We start from the raw sequence: 18614 nt of genomic DNA, 5'->3' as shown, positions 1-18614 counted from the left end.
GCATTGTGACGCGGCGTTGCGCGTGACACGCTTTAGGTCAAGATGTCATCACGTGGCAACCATCTTGGGGAAGGAAATACTATGGCCAACTATCCGCACCTTCTGGCACCGCTTGACCTGGGGTTCACCACGTTGAAAAACCGTGTGCTGATGGGATCGATGCACACCGGTCTGGAAGAGACGAAAGACTGGAACCGTGTCGCCGAGTTTTATGCAGAGCGCGCGCGCGGTGAGGTTGCCTTGATGGTGACTGGTGGCATCGGCCCAAACCTCGAAGGCTCGGTGCTACCGGGAGCGGCGATGATGGCGAGCGATCAGGACGTTGCAAATCATCGTGTCGTCACAGACCGCGTTCACCAAGCCGGTGGCAAGATCGCAATGCAGATACTGCATGCCGGCCGCTATGCTTACGGCCCTAAATGCGTCGCTCCTTCCGCGATCAAGTCACCGATATCGCCGTTTCCGCCCACCGCTTTAGACGCCGAAGGCATCGAAAAACAGATCAGCGATATCGTCGCCTGTGCAGTCCGCGCCCGCGAAGCGGGGTATGACGGCGTCGAGATCATGGGCTCCGAAGGGTATTTTCTGAACCAGTTCCTCGTAACCCACACCAACAAACGCGAAGACGAATGGGGCGGTCCGTACGAAAACCGCATGCGCCTGCCGGTAGAAGTCGTGCGCCGGGTCCGCGAAGCGGTCGGGACAGACTTTATCATCATTTACCGGCTGTCGATGATTGATCTGGTGCCAAATGGCTCAACCCACGAAGAAGTTGTTCAACTCGCCCAAGCCATCGAAGCGGCCGGGGCGACGATCATCAACACGGGCATCGGTTGGCACGAAGCGCGCATCCCGACCATCGCCACTTCTGTGCCGCGCGCCGCCTTTGCCTGGGTGACGAAAAAGCTGATGGGCAAGGTCGGAATTCCGGTCATCACGTCGAACCGGATCAACACGCCAGAAGTTGCCGAAGATGTTCTCGCCACGGGCTGCGCCGACATGGTCTCGCTCGCCCGTCCAATGCTGGCCGACGCTGATTTTGTCGCCAAGGCCATCGCGGGCAAATCAGGTGAGATCGCACCGTGCATTGCGTGCAACCAAGCCTGTCTCGATCACACGTTCAGCGGCAAAATCTCCAGTTGTCTGGTCAATCCGCAAGCCTGCTATGAGACCGAATTGGTTATCGAACCTGCCGCCACGCCAAAATCGCTTGCGGTTGTCGGGGCCGGCCCGGCGGGGTTGTCCACCGCAATTACCGCTGCGCAGCGCGGGCATTCCGTCACCCTTTTCGACCGGGCGTCTGAAATTGGCGGGCAACTCAACATGGCAAAACAGGTGCCCGGAAAAGAAGAATTCTGGGGCCTCGTGGACTGGTACCGCACCATGCTCGCAACCACTGGTGTTACCGTCAAACTGGAGCATGAAGTAACAGCCGACATGCTGGCTGACTTCGACGAGATTATCATTGCAACCGGCGTCCTGCCGCGCGACCCCGAAATTGAAGGACAGGACCGGCCGTCGGTTGTCAGCTACACCGAAGTATTGCGAGGCAAGGCGACGGTTGGAGAAAAAGTGGCGATTGTCGGCGCAGGCGGCATCGGTTTCGACGTTGCAGAATATCTCGTGCACGACGGTGAAAGCCCGACCGTCAATCTGCAGGAATGGATGAAAGAATGGGGTGTAACTGATCCTGACGAACACCGCTCTGGGTTGGCTCCGGAGGGGCCTAAACCTGCAGCCCCTGCGAGACAGGTAACTCTGCTGCAGCGCAAGGCTGAAAAACCCGGCAAGCGTCTGGGCAAAACAACCGGATGGATCCATCGGGCTGCATTGGCGATGAAGGACGTCAAGATGATGGCCGGGGTGAACTACGAACGAGTAGAAGACGGCGGTTTGCTTGTATCGTTCGGCGAAGCGCGCGAAAACCCAACGCGGGTCGACGCCGACACCATCGTTCTGTGTGCCGGTCAGGTGTCGGACCGCTCTTTGGCGGACGCATTGCAGGCTAAGGGCCGCACATGTCACGTCATTGGCGGAGCGGATGTTGCGGCTGAACTGGATGCCAAACAGGCCATCAATCAGGGCACAAGGCTGGCCGCGACACTATAAGGCGCGCGGCCGCTTTTGGTCAGATCATTCGACCGTGATCGTGATCACTTCGGACGTGACAGGCGTGCTGTGGGGGACATGAGACCAGTCGCCAAGCACAAGCTGCAATGTGTGTTGGCCCGGTGTTAGCTCAATCACGGTTTCCGTCTGGCCACCGCCAAAATGGACGTGGTTCTCGTCCGCCGGAATGCCATTTGATAGCTCTTCTTCGCCGTTTTCCCCCTCGCCAAGGGGTGGCCGGTTTACGAACAGGTGATGGTGACCGGTCATGTCAGCTTCAGTTCCTGCTGGTGCCACGCCCATGCCTCGAAGGCCAAAGACTACGCGCACGGGCGAATTCACAGTCGCCCCATCTTCCAAATTGACAAAATAAAGCTCTGCATCCGGGTTTGACGGTGTTTCTCCCCCGGCGATGGCCTGTGTCGCCATAAGCCCAGCGCACACGGCTGCCACAAGTTTCAGTTTCATGTCACTTCTCCCTTTAGGTTATTCGGTCCGTTGTGAATTAGTCCGAACTGACCTGAATTCAGGTCAGCCGCTCTGCCCTACCTAAAAAGTGAAATCGGGTGACTCTCGCGTTCACGCTCGGCGAAAAGATCGACTGAGTGATGTGATGCGGCCCCCTGTCACCCGTCAACCGCGATCTTAACGAGCAATTAACCAACAAGGCGCAACTGCCCCTTTTTTCTACAGCCGATGACCAAATTTACTCCTTTCAGCAATTTTCAGGCCGAAAACTGTGATTTTCAGCGTTTCCATGCCTCGAACGATCCATGCAAAAACCGCGATACTGTCTCAGATGCGCCCCGATCCTGCCCGATTTGATCGTCACACCATTGAGTGAACGAAAGAAAGGGATCCGGCATGGACCGCCTGACAGAAATGGAAGCCTTTGCAACGGTAGTTGATCAAGGGGGCTTCACAGACGCTGCCAAAAAAATGGGGATTTCTAAATCCGCCGTTTCCAAGCATGTGTCGTCTCTAGAGGCCCGTCTGGGCGCGCGGCTGCTGAACCGCACGACACGTCGGGTCAGCCCGACAGAGATTGGCCTAGCCTACTACGACCGGGCGCGGCGTGTGCTGAACGATGCCGGCGAAGCCGACGCATTGGTCACGTCAATGCAGAGCGCGCCATCTGGCCTGTTACGCATCTCGGTGGCGACTGATTTCGGCGTCAACCATCTGTCACCCGTTCTGAGCGAGTTCTTGTCAGACTATCCGGATATCACCGTGAACATGGTGTTGAACAACCGCTACGTTGAACTCATTTCCGAAGGCTTCGATATGGCGGTGCGGATCGGCGAGCTAGAAGACAGCACGTTGCGGGCACGCAAACTTACCGAAACCACCAAACGGATGATCGCAAGCCCCGAGTATTTCGAGAAATACGGCCGTCCCGAAAAGATCGACGATCTGAATGAACACAAGCTGCTGCATTATTCGAACCAGTCTTCTGGAAACGTGTGGAAGCTGACAGCGCCCTCTGGCGAAAAGCGACAGGTACGCACGGCAGGTTGGTTGAGCGTAAATGACGGCCAGTCACTGTTGAATGCAGCCATTTCCGGCCTTGGCATCGCTTACTTGCCTAGCTTTCTGTACTCCGAGGCCATGGAGAAAGGGTTGATCGAAGACGCGATCCCCGATCTGCCCACGGAAACCCAAGGAATTTACGCGGTCTATCCGCCCGGGCGCTTTACGCAACCCAAGGTGCGCGCATTCATTGACTTTCTGGTCAATGCTTTCGCGGAAAAAGGCCCGTCTGACTGGTAAGGTCTCGCTGTCCCTCGGTGAGTCCGCCCCGACGCTTTCCCCTATGGGCGTCGGGGCACTTTGCGTTTATTCGTCGATGTTGAGCAGCACAGCTTCAACGCGGCGATTTTTGTCACGCCCCTCCGCGGTCAGGTTAGAGGCTATCGGAGAAAGATAGCCCATGCCCTCGGCATCGATCAGGTTTTCGTTGACCCCGTAGCGTTCAATCAACCGCTGACGCACCGCACGGGCCCGGTCGCGAGAAAGCGCGATGTTTGGCTCAAGCGCGCCTACCGCATCCGTGTGGCCCACCAGTACAAGGCGCAAATCAGACCTTTCTGCCAGCAGACGTGCAAGCCTGTCCAATGACGGGTAAGGCCCGTCGCTCAAACCGGAGGTGCCTGTCTCGAATTCCAGATCGCTCAGGATCATGAAGCCATCTTCCAGCAGTTTGTCTTCGACAACCGCAACGGCGTCGGCGGGTGCAGTTGGCGCCACTTCTTCGATTGTCGTGGGGGCGATTTCCAGTTCCGGCAGCAATTGCTCCAGATCAATGCCCGTATCTGCGTGAATTGCCTGAACATAGGCGGCCTCGGCTGTCACGCTAACCAGCACACCCAAAGCCTCGGACGGGCTTTCAGGGACGCCCTTCGTAGCCGACAGGTACCTGAACCGGGCAATATTTACGTACATGTTTGGCCCGGGCAAAACCTCGACACCAAAACGAAAGTCAAAACCGCCACAGTTCTGCGCCGCACATTCGAAGCGTAGATCGTACCCTGCTTGCTGTATCTGTTCGCGCAACGGGACCATCACTTGTAAAGGCGTCAGACCGGCTGTGGAAATGCGCCAGGCGCGTCGGGTTACACTCCCTTCAAGCGTGATGGAGGGGATCTTTGCACCATCGAAACCCGCAAATGGCAATTCAAAGCTGTCCAGTTCAGTGATCCGTTCGGCAGACAGGCGCGCGCCGGTGGGTAGGGTAAGATCGAACGCCCATACGGCGTTAACCCACAGCCCTCCAAGTAGCGCAGCCCCGAAAACTGCCGCCCGCACGATGGTCATCTGGCCTGTGCGTGATATTCGGCGTTGGGTCGCATGTCCGTAGCGCTGGCGACGCGGTTGGTCATGTTGAAAAAGCCCGCCACATTGGCGATATCCCAGATATCGCGATCCGAAAATCCGACAGCACGCAACGCCTCGCGGTCTGGTTCCTCGATCGTAGCACTTGCAGAGGTCATTTTTGCCGCAAAATCCAGCATGGCACGTGTACGCGCGTCAACCGCTGCGACCCTGTAATTCATAACCAGTGCCTCGCCCAATGACGGGTCGCCTGACATTTCCCGTACTGCGGCACCATGGGCCACGAGGCAGTAAAAGCACTTGTTTATGGACGAAACGACAACAGCAATCATTTCACGTTCCAACTTGCTTACCCCTGAAGGCGCCAGCATCAGGTTATTGTACATGCCGCTGAACGCATCCAGCTTGTCTATGTCAAAAGCATAGGCTTTGAGGACATTCGGGATCATGCCAAGCTTGTCCATGCAGACATCAAAGTACTTTTGAGTGTGCGGCGGCAGCGGGTCCACCATCGGCAGGTCGAGGGCGGTAGGAGAGACGGTATCGGCCATGGGGGTTGTCCTAAAGTCAGCTTTGCTTGCGATAATGGTACTGTCCCGCCGGCGCAAAGCCCAGCCTCGAATACAAGGCCAGCGCGGGCGCATTCGCCTTGGTACACAATACGGCAACGGTTTTTGCATTTTGCTCGCGCGCCCAAAAACCGGCCTGTCGCATAATCCATTGCGCCACACCCTGACGGCGCTGCGTATCCAAGACCTCGACAGCGTGTATCATGGCAATGTCGTTGCTCACGGCCGCAAAAGCGACACCGGCAGGTTTCTGGTTCCACCGCGCCAGAATGGCAGTCTTGACCCTAGGTCGCGACATCACGCTCAAACGCGCAGGCCCGATACCGCCCTCGGCCCAAATCTCGGCCATGATCGCAAGCGGCTCCCAGATAGTAAATGTGGTTACAGGTGGAATTGGGACATCCGTCAGCGCTTCGACCGGTGCGGACAATATCTGCACCGGATCAACAACCACGTAGCCGCGGCGGCCCAGTAGGTCATCAAGCGCTGCATCCTTGTCGCGCAACATGAACAGCGGCGACTGCCCGAAAGACTTCATGCGGTCTTCGGCCTGCATAATCTGGGCCTCTGTCACTGGCCCCAATGCTGTTGCTGCCGAGACCCGCTTTCCGCCGCCCTGCCCTTCGCGAAATGTCCAGCCGGCTTCATCGAACTGGCGCGCCGGTGGCCATGTCGCGTCAATTGCCGCAAAGAGGGTTTCTTCGTCAGGCATCACAATCCAAGGGTATCCGACAACTCGCGCAACGCTTGCGATACCGCCTGCGGGTCGGTACCGCGGATCACAACGTTTGAGCCGTAAGAGCCATCCCGGTTCTGAAACGGATACGACCCCATGGACAAAGCCGGATAGGCCTGCGCCAAGGCGCCAAGCGGCCCGGCGATATCACCTTCGCCACGTGAGATGCGCAACGTCTCTGACACCAGAGGAGACCCTCCGGTCAACGTTGGCACCAAACTCGCGACCATCGCCTGAAACACTGAAGGCACCCCTGCCAGAACATGGACGTTTTCAATTGTGAAGCCCGGAGCAACCGACACCGGATTGTCGATAAGCGTCGCACCGTCCGGTATCCGCGCCATGCGCAGACGCGCTGTGTTCAACTCGGCACCGGATTTTTCGTAATGCGCGGCCAGCAAGGCGCGGGCGTCCTCGCGGACATCGATGTGTCTTTCGAAAGCTGCAGCGATACAGTCAGCGGTAATATCGTCGTGGGTGGGCCCTATGCCACCGCTGGTAAAAAGATGATCGTATTCCCCCGCCAGTGCGCGCACCGCGGCGACAATCTTTACCGCCTGATCCGGCACAACCCGCACTTCGCACAGGTCAATGCCCGCCTCGCTTAACGCGCCGGCAAGAAAATACATATTGGCGTCACGCGTGCGACCTGACAGAATTTCATCTCCGATAACAAGCATCGCGGCGGTCGGGTTCGTCATTCTTTCTGCGCTCCTTGCAACGGCGGTTGAGGCAGGTATAGACCTGCCTCCATGCGCTTTCAAACCGAACTTGTCCCCGCCCGACTGCTCCGACGTTACAAACGGTTTCTGGCAGATTGCGTGCTAGAGCAGAGCGGCGCCGAGATCACCGCACATTGCGCCAACCCAGGCTCGATGATGGGGCTGGCCGAGCCGGGTACACGTGTCTGGCTGGAACCGAACGACGACCCGAAAAAGAAGCTCAAATACGGATGGCGGCTGGTCGATCACGAAAACGGCCATTTCACCGGCGTCGATACCAGTGTAGCAAACAGGGCACTGAAATCTGCGCTCTTGGCCCGCGAAATTCCGGCGTTTGAACAGTACAACCTTGTTCGCCCAGAAGTGAAATACGGGCAAAACAGTCGGATTGACTTTCTGCTCTCTGAACCCGGTTTGCCCGACCTTTACATCGAAGTTAAAAGCGTGACGCTCTGCCGTGATACTGGCCACGCAGAGTTTCCTGACAGCGTCACCGCGCGCGGTGCCAAACATCTGAGTGAACTTGCCGCCATGCGGGACGCCGGGCATCGTGCGCTGATGCTTTATCTTGTCCAGCGCACTGACTGCAGCACCTTCGGCTTGGCCCGAGACATTGACCCGACCTATGCCGCAGCATACGACACAGCCGCCGGAAAAGGCGTTGAAATTCTGTGTCTGGGGACCAATATTTCGCCAAAGGGCGTCACTGTGTCCGAGCCTTTGTGCATCAACATCTGACACGGACTGGTGTTTGGAAGCACTGCAGGATAGAACGCCAGCAAGACCCACGACGGAGACCGAAGTGAACAAAGATCTGCGAGGCCGTCAGACAAAAGACGGGATCAGAATTTACGAACCCGACGATTTCGCCGGAATGCACACAGCGGGCGCGCTCGCGGCGCGTATTCTGGACGATGTTGCGCAACACGTCTTTGTCGGGCAAACGACCGGTGCGATCGACGACAAGATCACAGAAATGGTCGAAGAAGCGGGCGCTACTTCTGCTACTATCGGGTACAAGGGCTACAAGCACGCTAGCTGTATTTCGGTCAATCATGTGGTGTGTCACGGCATTCCCGGCGACAAAACTCTCAAGGACGGGGACATCCTGAATATCGACGTCACAGTCATCGTCGATGGCTGGTACGGCGACACAAGCCGTATGTACGTCGCTGGCAAATTGCCAAGAAAAGCCGAAAGACTGATTCAGGTGACCCATGACGCGCTGATGCTCGGTATCGAAGCAGTCAAACCGGGCAATACATTTGGTGACATCGGCTATGCCATCCAGTCCTTTGTGGAAAGCCATCGCATGTCCGTCGTGCGCGACTTTTGCGGTCACGGTCTCGGTCGCGTATTCCACGCGCCGCCCAACGTTCTGCACTATGGACGCCGGGGCAGCGGTGCGGTGCTCGAAGAGGGTATGTTCTTTACCATCGAACCCATGGTCAATCTTGGGCGACCGGAGACAAAGACGCTTTCCGATGACTGGACGGCCGTAACGCGCGACAAATCTTTGTCGGCGCAGTTTGAACACTCAATCGGCGTCACCGCTGATGGCGCGGAAATCTTTACGTTGTCACCCGGCGGTCTGTTTCATCCAACTTACGCTTCCGACTGATCGTCGCTATCACGCTTGGCTTCTTCGCGCAGCAGCGCCAACAGCATCGTCTCGCCGGCGAACGGCTGGACCGCGTCGCCGATAAAGACTGGCGCGGGCCTGCGGCGCGGCGGCGCAGTTCGAGCGCGCGACGCTGTGGGCCCGCTCCAAAACTGTGAAAACGTCAAAGCAACCATAGGTTACGATACCATATCATCCGCGGGTTTTTAAGAGCAGGGTTACGAATGTATCGCCATATTGCCGCGTATCCGCGCATTCGTAACCAGACGGTTGCGCCATAACGCTGTCTTCTTCCCATACGATCAATGCGTCTTCAGCGATCCAGCCGCCAGATTCCGCAGATGCCAGTGCGGCGTCCCCAAGGTTTTTTCCGTAAGGCGGATCAAGAAAAACGAGGCTACAGGGCTGATCCGCGCAGGGCGGCATCCGGCGCGCGTCCCGAGTAATGACCTGCGTGCAATCGGCGGCCCTAAGTTTGGTGATATTCTCGCGTAATATCCGTTGCGAGACGCGGCCCTGATCAACGAAAGTCACATGTTCGGCGCCGCGTGACAGGGCTTCCAACCCCAGAGCACCGGTGCCCGCGAACAAGTCCAGTACGCGCGCACCGTCGAAACGGTCATATTGCGTCAAAACGTTAAAAAGGCTTTCCCGGACCCGATCCGTGGTCGGTCGCAGGTGCGCTGCCGCATCGCCCTTTCCCACCGCCGCAAGGGTCACGCTGCGGTGCTTGCCTGCGATAATCCTCACGTCTGCAAAAGCGTTTTAAGGTCAGCCGCCGGATCAGTGACGATCTGCGGATCGGCCGTCTTGCCTGCCTCGATCAGGCGTTTGCCAATCATGTAGGCGCGCGGATCATTCATTGCATCAACTGCCAGCAGCTTGTCATCCGCATAGTACCAGAACGATGCGGTTTGCCCCTCGCCCCGCCGGCTGACAATTCTGTTGTATCCGGTGTTCAGTCCGGCAATCTGCAGCTTGACATCATACTGGTCTGACCAAAACCACGGCTTGGCAAGATAGTCCTTGCCCGCACCCATCAGGTTCTCCGCCACAAGTTCCGCCTGATCGATCGCATTGGGCACACTTTCCAGCCGGATTTGTGCGCCGCGATATGGAAACGAGGCGCAATCGCCCGCGGCCCAGATATCCGGCGCTGACGTGCGGCCCTGCGCATCCGTACAGATGCCGTTATCGATCCGCAGACCTGCGGCTTCGGCCAGTCCGGTTTCGGGAGTGATGCCAACCCCGACGATGACGAAATCAACCTGCAGCGCGGTTCCGTCAGTCAGTTCTGCACCATCTACTATGTCCGCCCCGGTCAGGCGCGATAAACCAACACCTTCCCGCATGTCGACGCCGTGCCCAACGTGCAACGCACGAAAATAATCGCTGGTTTCAGGTGCCGCGACGCGCTGCAATATGCGGTCAGCCATTTCGACCAAGGTCACATGCACACCGGATTTCGCCGCTACGGCCGCTGCCTCCAGCCCGATGTAACCGCCCCCGACAATCAAGGCGCGCGCACCCTCTTTAAAATGCGGGGCCATGGCATCTGCGTCCGCGAGATCCCGGACCACGAACACGTTGCCCAGATCGCCACCGACCGCCGCAGGAAGGCGCCGCGGGGCCGACCCTGTGGTCAATACCAACTGATCGTAGTTCATCGTTTCACCCGCTAGGGCGACAGCTTTTTGCGCCGGATCAATACTGTCAACGCAAGTGTTTGTTCTCAGGTCAATCGCATGCTCTGCATAGAAACTTTCAGGCCTCAAAAAGAGTCGATCCAGAGACATGTCTCCCAGCAGATAGGCTTTCGACAAAGGCGGTCGCTGATACGGTGCGACAGGCTCGCGGCCAATCATCGTGATGTCTCCATCATAACCGCCGTTACGCAGCTTTGCCACCAACGACGCACCGGCCTGCCCGGCACCTACGACGATAATATGTGACATGGGACACCTCCTGTGACTGGTCACGCCGCGCGCGTGGTCTATGTTTTCAGCACGTAACACTGAACAGGAAGGCTGTGCAAAATGAAACTCAACGTAGGCGATACTCTCCCCGACGCCCAGATGTCTGTCATGAGCGACGACGGACCCGCTCGGGTCAGCCTGTCGGATAAGCTTGCCGGCAAAAAAGCAGTTGTTTTCGCGCTTCCGGGAGCCTTCACCGGTACATGCTCGACCTCACATCTTCCAAGCTTTATGCGCGTGATGGATGACCTTAGAGAAAAAGGCATTGATGGCGTTTACTGCGTTGCAGTCAACGACCCGTTCGTGATGCAGGCTTGGGGCGAAAGCACGGGCGCCACCGCCGCAGGCATCGAGATGCTGGCCGACGCGGATGCATCCTTCACCAAGGCCGTCGGTGCCGAATTCACCGTGGAACCGTTAGGGTTTATTAATCGGTCAAATCGCTACGCCGCGCTGGTTGAGGATGGCGTGGTAAAGGTACTCAACATAGACGAGCCGGGAGTGTGTGACCTTTCCACCGGAGACCGCTTCATCGAAGCGATTTGACCCGAAAAGCACCATTGCCGCGAACCGCCAGACAAAAAATAGTACAAAAGCCCCGGGTATCCGGGGCTTTTTCCGTTGGATCAGAACTGTCCCAAAACGGGCCGTCACGCCTCTGACAAGGCGTCCATTTTGCGCGCCAGCTTGGCATCCAGTGTACTCAGACCGCCTACGTCATGTGTGGTCAGCACGACATTGACCGTCTTGTAAACATTGTCCCATTCAGGATGGTGGTTCCATTTCTCAGCCCAGAAGGCCACCCGCGTCATCCAGCCGAAAGCATCTACAAAGTTATCGAATACAAACGTTTTGGCGATCGCGTCCCGGTCCTGCGCCATCTGCCAGCCGCTTTCAAAGAGTGGCTCCAGAAGCGGCCCGCGTGTCTCGTCGCTTAATTTCTCGGTCATTGTTGTTCCTCAATGTCGACGCGCCTGAACGGGCCGTAGTCCGTCAGCACGTCAATTTCCTCTTCAACGGCTTCGCGCTCAGCTTCCAGATAGGACGCGATGGCATCACGAAAACCCGGATCCGCAATCCAGTGCAAGGACCATGTCGCCGTGGGCAGATAGCCCCGAGCCAGCTTGTGCTGACCCTGCGCCCCGGCCTCGACCCGACCGAGACCGCGCGCAATCGCGATATCGATCGCCTGATAATAGCACAATTCGAAGTGCAGAAACGGGTGATGCTCCGTGCAGCCCCAATAGCGTCCAAAGAGCGTGTCCGCACCGACAAAATTCAGGGCTCCGGCAACCCAACGCCCGTTCCGTTCGGCCAGAACCAGCACCATGTCCTTGCGCAAGGTGTCCTGTGCAATATCGAAAAACCGCCGCGTCAGGTAAGGCGTACCCCATTTGCGCGCACCAGTGTCCTGATAGAACTCCCAAAAAGCGTCCCAATGTTCAGGTTGAAGTTCATCGCCACTGAACTGATGAATAGTACCGCCAAATGCCTGTGCACCCGCGCGCTCCTTGCGGATGTTCTTCCGCTTGCGCGAACTCAGACCGGCCAAAAAGTCATCAAACGTTTGATAGCCGTCGTTTTCCCAGTGAAATTGCTGGCTTTTACGCGCCAGCAGACCAAAAGCTTCGCCTCTTTCCGCCTCCTCATGCGTGCAAAACGTGACATGCACAGATGAGATACGGTTATTGGATGCCAGTTGGACGGCGCCTTGTGCCAAGGCCGCTGTGCCCGTCTCTTCAAACCCGGGGCGCACAAGGAAGCGCCGCCCGGTCGCGGGTGTATGCGGCACGGCGATCTGCAGCTTCGGGTAATAGCGACCGCCAGCCCGCTCGTAGGCATGCGCCCAGTTATGGTCAAAAATGTATTCGCCCTGACTATGTGACTTGGCGTACATCGGAGCCGCACCGATCATCAGCTCGTCAATCCATGCGGTCAGGTACTGCGGCTGCCATCCGGTGCCCGCACCGACAGACCCGCTGTCTTCCAGAGCTTTTAGAAAACGATGTGTTGTAAAGGGGTCTCGCGGTGGCCGGCCATCGGTTGCCTCCGGACAAGCACAGGCGTCCCACGCCGCCTCGGGTATTTCTCGCAAGGAGCCGACGACCCGTATTTCAACTTCTTGTTGCTGCATCCGTTTCGCCTCTGCCATGCTCCATTACCTGTGCTCAGGTTCGCAAGGTTCAAGCGCCAAGAGGTGCGAGATAGCTTTCGAATGTAATATTTTCCGCGATTTTGCGTGCTTGCGCCTCTTGTTGCGGCGATCGCACCGTCCAGCACAGGATGTCCGCGCCACTGGCTTTCAGCTCCGCAACCCGCGCGCGTTCAAGGTCGCGACAATCGTGGCTGACAAAGGTGGCTCCGACCGCTTCATAAGCTTCGATTTTGCGCAATGGCGCACAGACATGTTCGGGGAGATCCCAGTGCGTAGGGTCAAAAGCGTCTGTCACAAGCCCGCGCGGGACGTCAGGCAAAAGCGCCGCCATCAGCTTGACGCTGTTGGGATTGAAAGACATGACCGCCACCGGGCCAGAGTACCCTGACAGCGCGGCAGCAACACTACGCTCCAACGGGCCGACACCTTCTCCCATCTGGCCGTCCTGATCCTTTATTTCGATCAAGACCGGAACCTGACCGTCAATCACGGACAAAACGTCTTGAAGCGTTGGTACGCCTTCGGCGCCACCGCGCAAAGGTATATCAGCCAAGGCAACGCTTGAATGCTCCTTGACCAACCCCTCTGCCTCGGCCAATCGCGCAAGCGCGTAATCGTGAAATACCATTGCCTGCGCATCCGCACTAAGCTGGACGTCGACTTCGATCCCGTAGCCCGCATCTATGGCCGCTTTGACGGCAGCGATGCTGTTCTCCGGCCTGCCGTCACTCACATCATGCAGCGCGCGATGCGCCAGAGGCGCATCCAAAAATTCTTTCGGCAAACGCGGCGGCATCAGTCAATTTCGAATATCGCTTCGATTTCGACAGCGACGCCGAACGGTAGCGAAGCTGCAGATACAGCAGAGCGCGCGTGGCGTCCGCGATCTCCAAGCGCTTCAACAAAAAAGTCAGAGGCCCCGTTGATCACTTTGGGCTGCTCGGTAAAGCTGCCAGTCGAGTTCACAAACCCAGTGAGCTTGACCACCTTTTTCAAACGCTCGATATCACCGCCACATGCAGATTTGAGCTGCGCCAAAAGGCTGATTGCGCAGCTTTTGGCCGCGGCGGCGCCGTCTTCGACGGACATCGTTTCGCCCAGCTTTCCGGTGATGAACCCGTCTGGTCCTGCAGAAATCTGGCCGGAAACGTAGACGGTGTTTCCCTCAACCACATAAGGAACGTAGTTCGCCGCAGGCGCAGGGGCGTCAGGCAGGGTCACGCCAAGCTCGGCGAGGCGGTCGGTAATGCTCATGTTAGTCTCCTTGTAAGTGGTCCGCGCCGCGGATCAGCTTTCGCGAAAGGCACGGGAAAAGTAATCTGCCAGCGGCTTGACCAGATAAGCAATCGGGGTTCTATCACCCGTCTTGATGAAGGCTTCCACCGGCATTCCGGGGATCAATACGGTACCTTCAGGCAACTTGCTCATCTCGCCCGGATTGAGGATGATTTCCGCGCGGTAATAGCTTTGACCGGTGACTTCATCCTCGAACGCATCGGCCGAGATTTGGACAACTTCGCCATAAAGCTCAGGTGTGTTGCGCTGATCAAGCGCCGACAGACGCAGGCTGACCTCCTGCCCTGAGATAAGCTGATCGATGTGGATCAGGTCCACCCGCGCCGCGACAACCAGCGGCCTGTCTTGCGGTACCAAATACATCAAAGGTTCCGCGGCGCGCACAACCGAGCGTGGCGTCCGAACCTGCATGCCATAGACGATGCCAGAAACCGGCGCACGGATATCCATGCGGTCCAATTCGCCCTCAAGCGCGCTACGCTGTTCCACCAATTCAAGTTCGCGGTAGCGCAGATCGCGCAATCTGGTGATGGCCTCTTCACGGGACCGAGTACCTAGTTTGAGCCGTTCGATGTCGATTTCGGTGATGCGACCCTCGGCTTGTGCCTTGCTCGCAGCAAGCTCGCCAAGCTCGCCGTTCAACCGGGCCGACTCGCGCTGCAGGTTGAGCACTGTGCCCGCCTGTGCCAACCCGCGATCCAGCAGTGACTGCTGATTTGCAAGCTCTTCTTCGATCAGCAACAACTGCTCACCAAGAGATTTTTCCTGACTTTCAATGCCTTCAATCTGGCTGGAAATCTGGTTGGCACGTTTGCCAAGCTGTTCAATTTCCTGCGCGATTGACTCGCGTCTGGCAAAAAAGAGGTTTGTCTGCCCGTCAATCAATTCGCGTACATCGGGATCGGCTTGGCCGACCTCGAGCAATTCGTCGTCAAACGAGATAATATCAGTGCCGTCGCGTTCAGCCTCGAGCCGGCCGCGCCGTGCCATCAACTCAAAGAGTTGTCCTTCGGTGATCGCAAGCTGTGACCGCAGTTCCACGCCATCGAGTTGAATAAGCAATTGCCCTGCTTCGACCGACTCTCCCTCGTCGGTCATGATCGTGGCCACGGTGCCACCGGTCTGATGCTGTACGACCTGCCTGTTCTGATCGACCTCAAACCGGCCGGAAGCAACAATCGCACCTGAAATCTGGCTGATTGCGGCCCAACTTCCAAAACCGCCGACAAGCACCAGCAAGCCGATGAACCCGATAATTACGTGACGACGCGCTGACCAACTTTTTTGTTCGCTCATGTCACGCCCCCCGCAGCGGTAGGCGCCGATTGAATTTGTTTGAAGTTTTTCACCATGCCCTTGAGCACCTCATCTTTCGGGCCGAAAGCGACGCGCATTCCGTTGTCCAGAACCATCAGAGTGTCGCATTCCTGAATAGCCGCCGGACGGTGCGCCATGATCAACACCGACCGCCCGTCCTTTTTGAGGTTGCGGATGGCCGTGTTCAGCGCCTGAGATCCGACGTTGTCGAGGTTGGAGTTCGGTTCGTCGAGCACGACAATCACAGGATCACCGTAGAGTGCCCGCGCAAGGCCAATGCGCTGCATTTGCCCGCCGGACAGACGCGCCTGACCTGTAACGATAGGCGTGTCATAGCCTTGCGGGAATTCAAGGATCATCTCATGCGCGGCGGCTGCCTTGGCGGCTGCCACGACTTTGGCATCGTCGGGAACTTCGGCAAGGCGGGCGATGTTTTCGGCAATCGTTCCATCAAACAGCTGCACGCGCTGCGGCAGATAGCCGATATGCTGACCCAGAACCGCCGGATCGTACTGATGCAGCGCCGCGGAGTCCAACCGGATGGAACCGCCGGCAGGCGCCCAGACGCCTGTCAGGGTGCGCGCCAGTGTGGACTTGCCCGCACCGGAAGGACCAATCACACCAACCGCCTGACCAGGCTGTACGTCAAAATTAATCGCCTTGAGTGACGCCTGCTTTTCCCCGGGGGGCACAACGGTAAGACTCTTGGCCACAAGCCGTGCCTTTGGTTGCGGCAGAGCGGTTTTGGGTTTTTCAACCGGCACCGCGCCGAGCAATTCGCTGATATTTTCCCAACCCTTGCGGGCACGTTGCGCAACAGGCCACTGGTTGAGCGCCATTTCTACCGGCGCCAGCGCGCGGCCCAAAAGGATGGAACCTGCGATCATTGCACCTGGCGTCAGCTCATTTTGCAGAACCAGCCAAGCCCCCAGCCCAAGCATGGCCGATTGCAAAAACAACCGGATCGTCTTGGTCATCGACGTAAAAGTCCCGCTTACATCGGTCGCGTCCACCTGATGTTGCAACGCGCTGCCACGCTGCTTTTGCCAGCGATTGAATGCCGCGTCACGCATCCCCATGGATTGCACCATTTCAGCTTCGGTGCGTATCTGTTCGGACATGAGACCGGCGACATGTGACGCCGAACTAGCTTGTGCCTGCGGTCGTTTGGACAAAATCTGGTTCGCGATGGTGATCACGATCAGCACTGCAGCACCAACCAGCGCCAGATACCCCAAAAGGGGGTGAAAAATGAAAATGCCAATAAAGAAAACCGGCGTCCAAGGCATATCAAAAAAGGCCATCAGCACTGGTGATGTCAACAATCGCTGCACCGCCTCCAGATCGGCGAGACCGGTTTGCGTTCTGACATCGGGCGCGACCGCAGACTTTCGGATCACCGCGTCAAAAACGCGTCGGTCGAGATCGGATTGAAACCGAGCCCCGACGCGCGCCATGACCCGGCCACGAGTGTAATCCAGCACCCCCATGACCGAGTACATGAAGACGACGAGAAGCGACAAGGCTATCAGCGTCTCTTCGGAGCCGGAGCCCAGCACCCTGTCGTAGACCTGCAGCATGTAAAGCGGACCGGTCAGCATCAAAAGGTTAGCGAATAAGCTAAAAAGGCCAACAGCCCAAAAAAGACTTTTGTTTTTGGCAAGAACTTGCCGCAGTTCTTGACGACCTATTTTCACATATGCATCTTGCATACGCATCCTTTCACGTATTCCGAGAGGTATATATTATGCCTTTGTGAAGCGTTGGTAACCTAGTGTAAGATGCAACCTTGGCCCTGTCGCTCAACTGCCACATCATATTTATTCCACAATGTCGCCCTCTGGCCTTCACCGTCAAAGTACTTAGGTCAGCATTAGTCAAATTCGTAGGATAACTCCATTGCTAGTTTCTCACCCCATGCAGGTTTTTGCGCGCGCAGCGCTGGTACTCGTCACGGCGCTGTCGGTGACTGCCTGCACCACATATCAGGACCCTGCTGAGCGGACAGATGGGGTAAACGATCCCTACGAAAAGCAGAATCGCAACATTCATGCTTTTAACAAGGGGTTCGACAAGGAGTTGGTTCGACCGGTTTCTAAAGGGTATGCGGTAGTTCCGGTTGAAATTCGCGACAGGGTAAACGACTTTTCTGACAACCTGTCGACGCCTGGATACGCAATAAACAACCTCTTGCAGGGCAACTTGAAAGGCGCGGGCATCTCTGTCGTTCGGTTCGCCATGAATACAACGATCGGAATAGGCGGTATTGTGGATGCCGCCAGCGAACTGGGCATACCCGACCAAGAAACAGACTTCGGTGAAACACTTGCCGTGTGGGGTGTCGGCGAAGGCGCGTATGTTGAACTGCCGTTTTTAGGGCCCTCTACTCAACGTGACGCAGTCGGTTTTGTCACGGATTTCTTCACGAACCCGCTGACGCTTGCAACGATCGATACAAGCCCTGAGAGATATATCCCGCCAACGGCGTATGTCGGTTCCGCGCTGAATAATCGCGACAAGTTCAAGGGTACGATCGATTCCGTTCTGTACGACAGTGCCGACAGCTATGCGCAGTCACGATCCATTTACTTGCAAAACCGCCGGTTTGAGCTTGAAGGTAGTGCAACCGAGGAGGTAGACCCTTTCACAGTCGACCCTTATGAGCAGTAAAGAGGACGCTATGCCTGTTTCAATGAACCGCCGAGGATTTCTTCTGGGAACACTTGCGATGGCGGGCACCACGGCCGCACCTGCGTGGGCCCTCACAGAACGCGGCGCACGCCAACTGGTGGATCGTGTCATCGAAGATATTAACAAGGTAATCGCGTCAGGGAAATCCGACGCGGCGATCCTGCGCGATTTCGAACGCCTTTTCCAACGCTATGCTGACGTGAATATCATGGCGCAATACGCCTTGGGCAATGACGGCCGGTCGGCGTCCAACGCCCAGAAACGTGCTTTCTCCGACGCCTTTTCCGGCTACATCTCGCGCAAATACGGCCGGCGGTTCCGCGACTTTATCGGCGGGCGCGTAGAGGTAGAATCCGCCCGCGCTATCCGGTCGGGATATGAGATCAAAACCACGGTCTACCTTCAGGGCCAAAACCCCTACGAGGTTGCTTTCCATGTCTCGGACCGCTCCGGACAGGACAAGTTCTTCAACATTTACATCGAAGGCGTAAATCTTCTGCTGACGGAGCGCACAGAGATTGGCGCGATGCTCGACAAGCGCGGCGGTGATATCAACGCACTTATTCGCGATTTGAAAGTGACTGGCTGAG

Annotated in this window: 21 protein-coding genes; 7 read left to right on the top strand and 14 right to left on the bottom strand. The window is 57.2% G+C overall.

What is annotated here, in order from left to right:
• Nucleotides 1–81: 81 nt before the first annotated feature.
• Entirely contained in the window at nt 82–2109 is a 2028-nt protein-coding gene (locus AC2D8V_RS01520; protein WP_484731749.1) for a 2,4-dienoyl-CoA reductase FMN-binding domain-containing protein, read from the top strand.
• A gap of 24 nt (nt 2110–2133) precedes the next feature.
• On the opposite strand, the gene AC2D8V_RS01515 is transcribed toward AC2D8V_RS01520, so the two are convergent.
• The gene (locus AC2D8V_RS01515; RefSeq protein WP_484731748.1) at nt 2134–2577 is read right to left on the bottom strand and encodes a DUF4399 domain-containing protein; all 444 of its coding nucleotides are present in this window, start codon (nt 2575–2577) and stop codon (nt 2134–2136) included.
• Between the two features lie 396 nt (nt 2578–2973).
• Here AC2D8V_RS01515 and AC2D8V_RS01510 point away from each other — a divergent pair, with 396 nt between their 5' ends.
• Complete coding sequence (locus tag AC2D8V_RS01510) at nt 2974–3879, top strand: LysR family transcriptional regulator (RefSeq protein WP_484731747.1); 906 nt, start codon at nt 2974–2976, stop codon at nt 3877–3879.
• Between the two features lie 66 nt (nt 3880–3945).
• Here the strand turns inward: AC2D8V_RS01510 and AC2D8V_RS01505 are convergent, their stop codons facing one another.
• The 4 genes from AC2D8V_RS01505 to AC2D8V_RS01490 are packed head-to-tail and all read right to left on the bottom strand — an operon-like array spanning nt 3946 to nt 6947.
• On the bottom strand, nt 3946–4923 hold the full coding sequence (locus AC2D8V_RS01505; protein ID WP_484731746.1) for an OmpA family protein: 978 nt from the start codon (nt 4921–4923) through the stop codon (nt 3946–3948).
• Nucleotides 4920–5492 (bottom strand): peroxidase-related enzyme, encoded by a 573-nt coding sequence (locus AC2D8V_RS01500; protein WP_484731745.1) that lies wholly within the window; start codon nt 5490–5492, stop codon nt 4920–4922. Before AC2D8V_RS01500 ends, AC2D8V_RS01505 begins: the two co-directional genes overlap by 4 nt.
• Nucleotides 5493–5508: 16 nt before the next feature.
• Complete coding sequence (locus tag AC2D8V_RS01495; RefSeq protein ID WP_484731744.1) at nt 5509–6222, bottom strand: GNAT family N-acetyltransferase; 714 nt, start codon at nt 6220–6222, stop codon at nt 5509–5511.
• The gene (locus tag AC2D8V_RS01490) at nt 6222–6947 is read right to left on the bottom strand and encodes a competence/damage-inducible protein A (protein ID WP_484731743.1); all 726 of its coding nucleotides are present in this window, start codon (nt 6945–6947) and stop codon (nt 6222–6224) included. The genes AC2D8V_RS01495 and AC2D8V_RS01490 overlap by 1 nt, the downstream gene beginning before the upstream one ends.
• A 51-nt stretch (nt 6948–6998) precedes the next feature.
• On the opposite strand from AC2D8V_RS01490, the gene sfsA reads away from it, so the two are divergent.
• Nucleotides 6999–7706, top strand: coding sequence for a DNA/RNA nuclease SfsA (sfsA, locus tag AC2D8V_RS01485; RefSeq protein ID WP_484731742.1), 708 nt, complete (start codon nt 6999–7001; stop codon nt 7704–7706).
• Nucleotides 7707–7770: 64 nt separating this feature from the next.
• Complete coding sequence (gene map, locus AC2D8V_RS01480; RefSeq protein WP_484731741.1) at nt 7771–8589, top strand: type I methionyl aminopeptidase; 819 nt, start codon at nt 7771–7773, stop codon at nt 8587–8589.
• On the opposite strand, the gene AC2D8V_RS01475 is transcribed toward map, so the two are convergent.
• From AC2D8V_RS01475 to AC2D8V_RS01465, 3 genes are read right to left on the bottom strand one after another with little or no spacing between them, the layout of a single operon-like run.
• The gene (locus tag AC2D8V_RS01475; protein ID WP_484731740.1) at nt 8574–8765 is read right to left on the bottom strand and encodes a hypothetical protein; all 192 of its coding nucleotides are present in this window, start codon (nt 8763–8765) and stop codon (nt 8574–8576) included. The two genes, map and AC2D8V_RS01475, sit on opposite strands and share 16 nt — an antisense overlap.
• A 16-nt stretch (nt 8766–8781) precedes the next feature.
• Nucleotides 8782–9339, bottom strand: a complete 558-nt coding sequence (rsmD, locus tag AC2D8V_RS01470) for a 16S rRNA (guanine(966)-N(2))-methyltransferase RsmD (RefSeq protein ID WP_484731739.1) — start codon at nt 9337–9339, stop codon at nt 8782–8784.
• Nucleotides 9336–10544 carry an NAD(P)/FAD-dependent oxidoreductase gene (locus tag AC2D8V_RS01465; protein ID WP_484731738.1) on the bottom strand — a complete coding sequence of 403 codons (1209 nt, stop codon included), beginning with the start codon at nt 10542–10544 and terminating at the stop codon, nt 9336–9338. The genes rsmD and AC2D8V_RS01465 overlap by 4 nt, the downstream gene beginning before the upstream one ends.
• An 81-nt stretch (nt 10545–10625) precedes the next feature.
• On the opposite strand from AC2D8V_RS01465, the gene AC2D8V_RS01460 reads away from it, so the two are divergent.
• On the top strand, nt 10626–11111 hold the full coding sequence (locus tag AC2D8V_RS01460; RefSeq protein ID WP_484731737.1) for a redoxin family protein: 486 nt from the start codon (nt 10626–10628) through the stop codon (nt 11109–11111).
• A gap of 104 nt (nt 11112–11215) precedes the next feature.
• On the opposite strand, the gene AC2D8V_RS01455 is transcribed toward AC2D8V_RS01460, so the two are convergent.
• The 6 genes from AC2D8V_RS01455 to AC2D8V_RS01430 are packed head-to-tail and all read right to left on the bottom strand — an operon-like array spanning nt 11216 to nt 17045.
• Nucleotides 11216–11515, bottom strand: coding sequence for a 4a-hydroxytetrahydrobiopterin dehydratase (locus AC2D8V_RS01455; protein WP_484731736.1), 300 nt, complete (start codon nt 11513–11515; stop codon nt 11216–11218).
• Nucleotides 11512–12699, bottom strand: a complete 1188-nt coding sequence (locus tag AC2D8V_RS01450; RefSeq protein ID WP_484732639.1) for a GNAT family N-acetyltransferase — start codon at nt 12697–12699, stop codon at nt 11512–11514. Before AC2D8V_RS01450 ends, AC2D8V_RS01455 begins: the two co-directional genes overlap by 4 nt.
• Nucleotides 12700–12748: 49 nt before the next feature.
• Nucleotides 12749–13516 carry a glycerophosphodiester phosphodiesterase family protein gene (locus AC2D8V_RS01445; protein WP_484731735.1) on the bottom strand — a complete coding sequence of 256 codons (768 nt, stop codon included), beginning with the start codon at nt 13514–13516 and terminating at the stop codon, nt 12749–12751.
• Nucleotides 13516–13974 carry a RidA family protein gene (locus AC2D8V_RS01440; RefSeq protein ID WP_484731734.1) on the bottom strand — a complete coding sequence of 153 codons (459 nt, stop codon included), beginning with the start codon at nt 13972–13974 and terminating at the stop codon, nt 13516–13518. The genes AC2D8V_RS01445 and AC2D8V_RS01440 overlap by 1 nt, the downstream gene beginning before the upstream one ends.
• 33 nt (nt 13975–14007) lie before the next feature.
• Entirely contained in the window at nt 14008–15312 is a 1305-nt protein-coding gene (locus AC2D8V_RS01435) for an HlyD family type I secretion periplasmic adaptor subunit (RefSeq protein WP_484731733.1), read from the bottom strand.
• Nucleotides 15309–17045 carry a type I secretion system permease/ATPase gene (locus AC2D8V_RS01430; RefSeq protein WP_484731732.1) on the bottom strand — a complete coding sequence of 579 codons (1737 nt, stop codon included), beginning with the start codon at nt 17043–17045 and terminating at the stop codon, nt 15309–15311. The genes AC2D8V_RS01435 and AC2D8V_RS01430 overlap by 4 nt, the downstream gene beginning before the upstream one ends.
• Nucleotides 17046–17250: 205 nt before the next feature.
• On the opposite strand from AC2D8V_RS01430, the gene AC2D8V_RS01425 reads away from it, so the two are divergent.
• Together AC2D8V_RS01425 and AC2D8V_RS01420 are read left to right on the top strand one after the other, a co-directional pair.
• A complete protein-coding gene (locus AC2D8V_RS01425) occupies nt 17251–18003 on the top strand; it encodes an MlaA family lipoprotein (protein WP_484731731.1) in 753 nt (250 codons plus the stop codon).
• 10 nt (nt 18004–18013) lie between these two features.
• On the top strand, nt 18014–18613 hold the full coding sequence (locus AC2D8V_RS01420; RefSeq protein WP_484731730.1) for an MlaC/ttg2D family ABC transporter substrate-binding protein: 600 nt from the start codon (nt 18014–18016) through the stop codon (nt 18611–18613).
• Nucleotide 18614 lies beyond the last annotated feature (1 nt).

The organism is Roseobacter sp. YIN89, from assembly GCF_057219365.1.
This window is presented reverse-complemented; position numbering and strand designations above follow the sequence as displayed.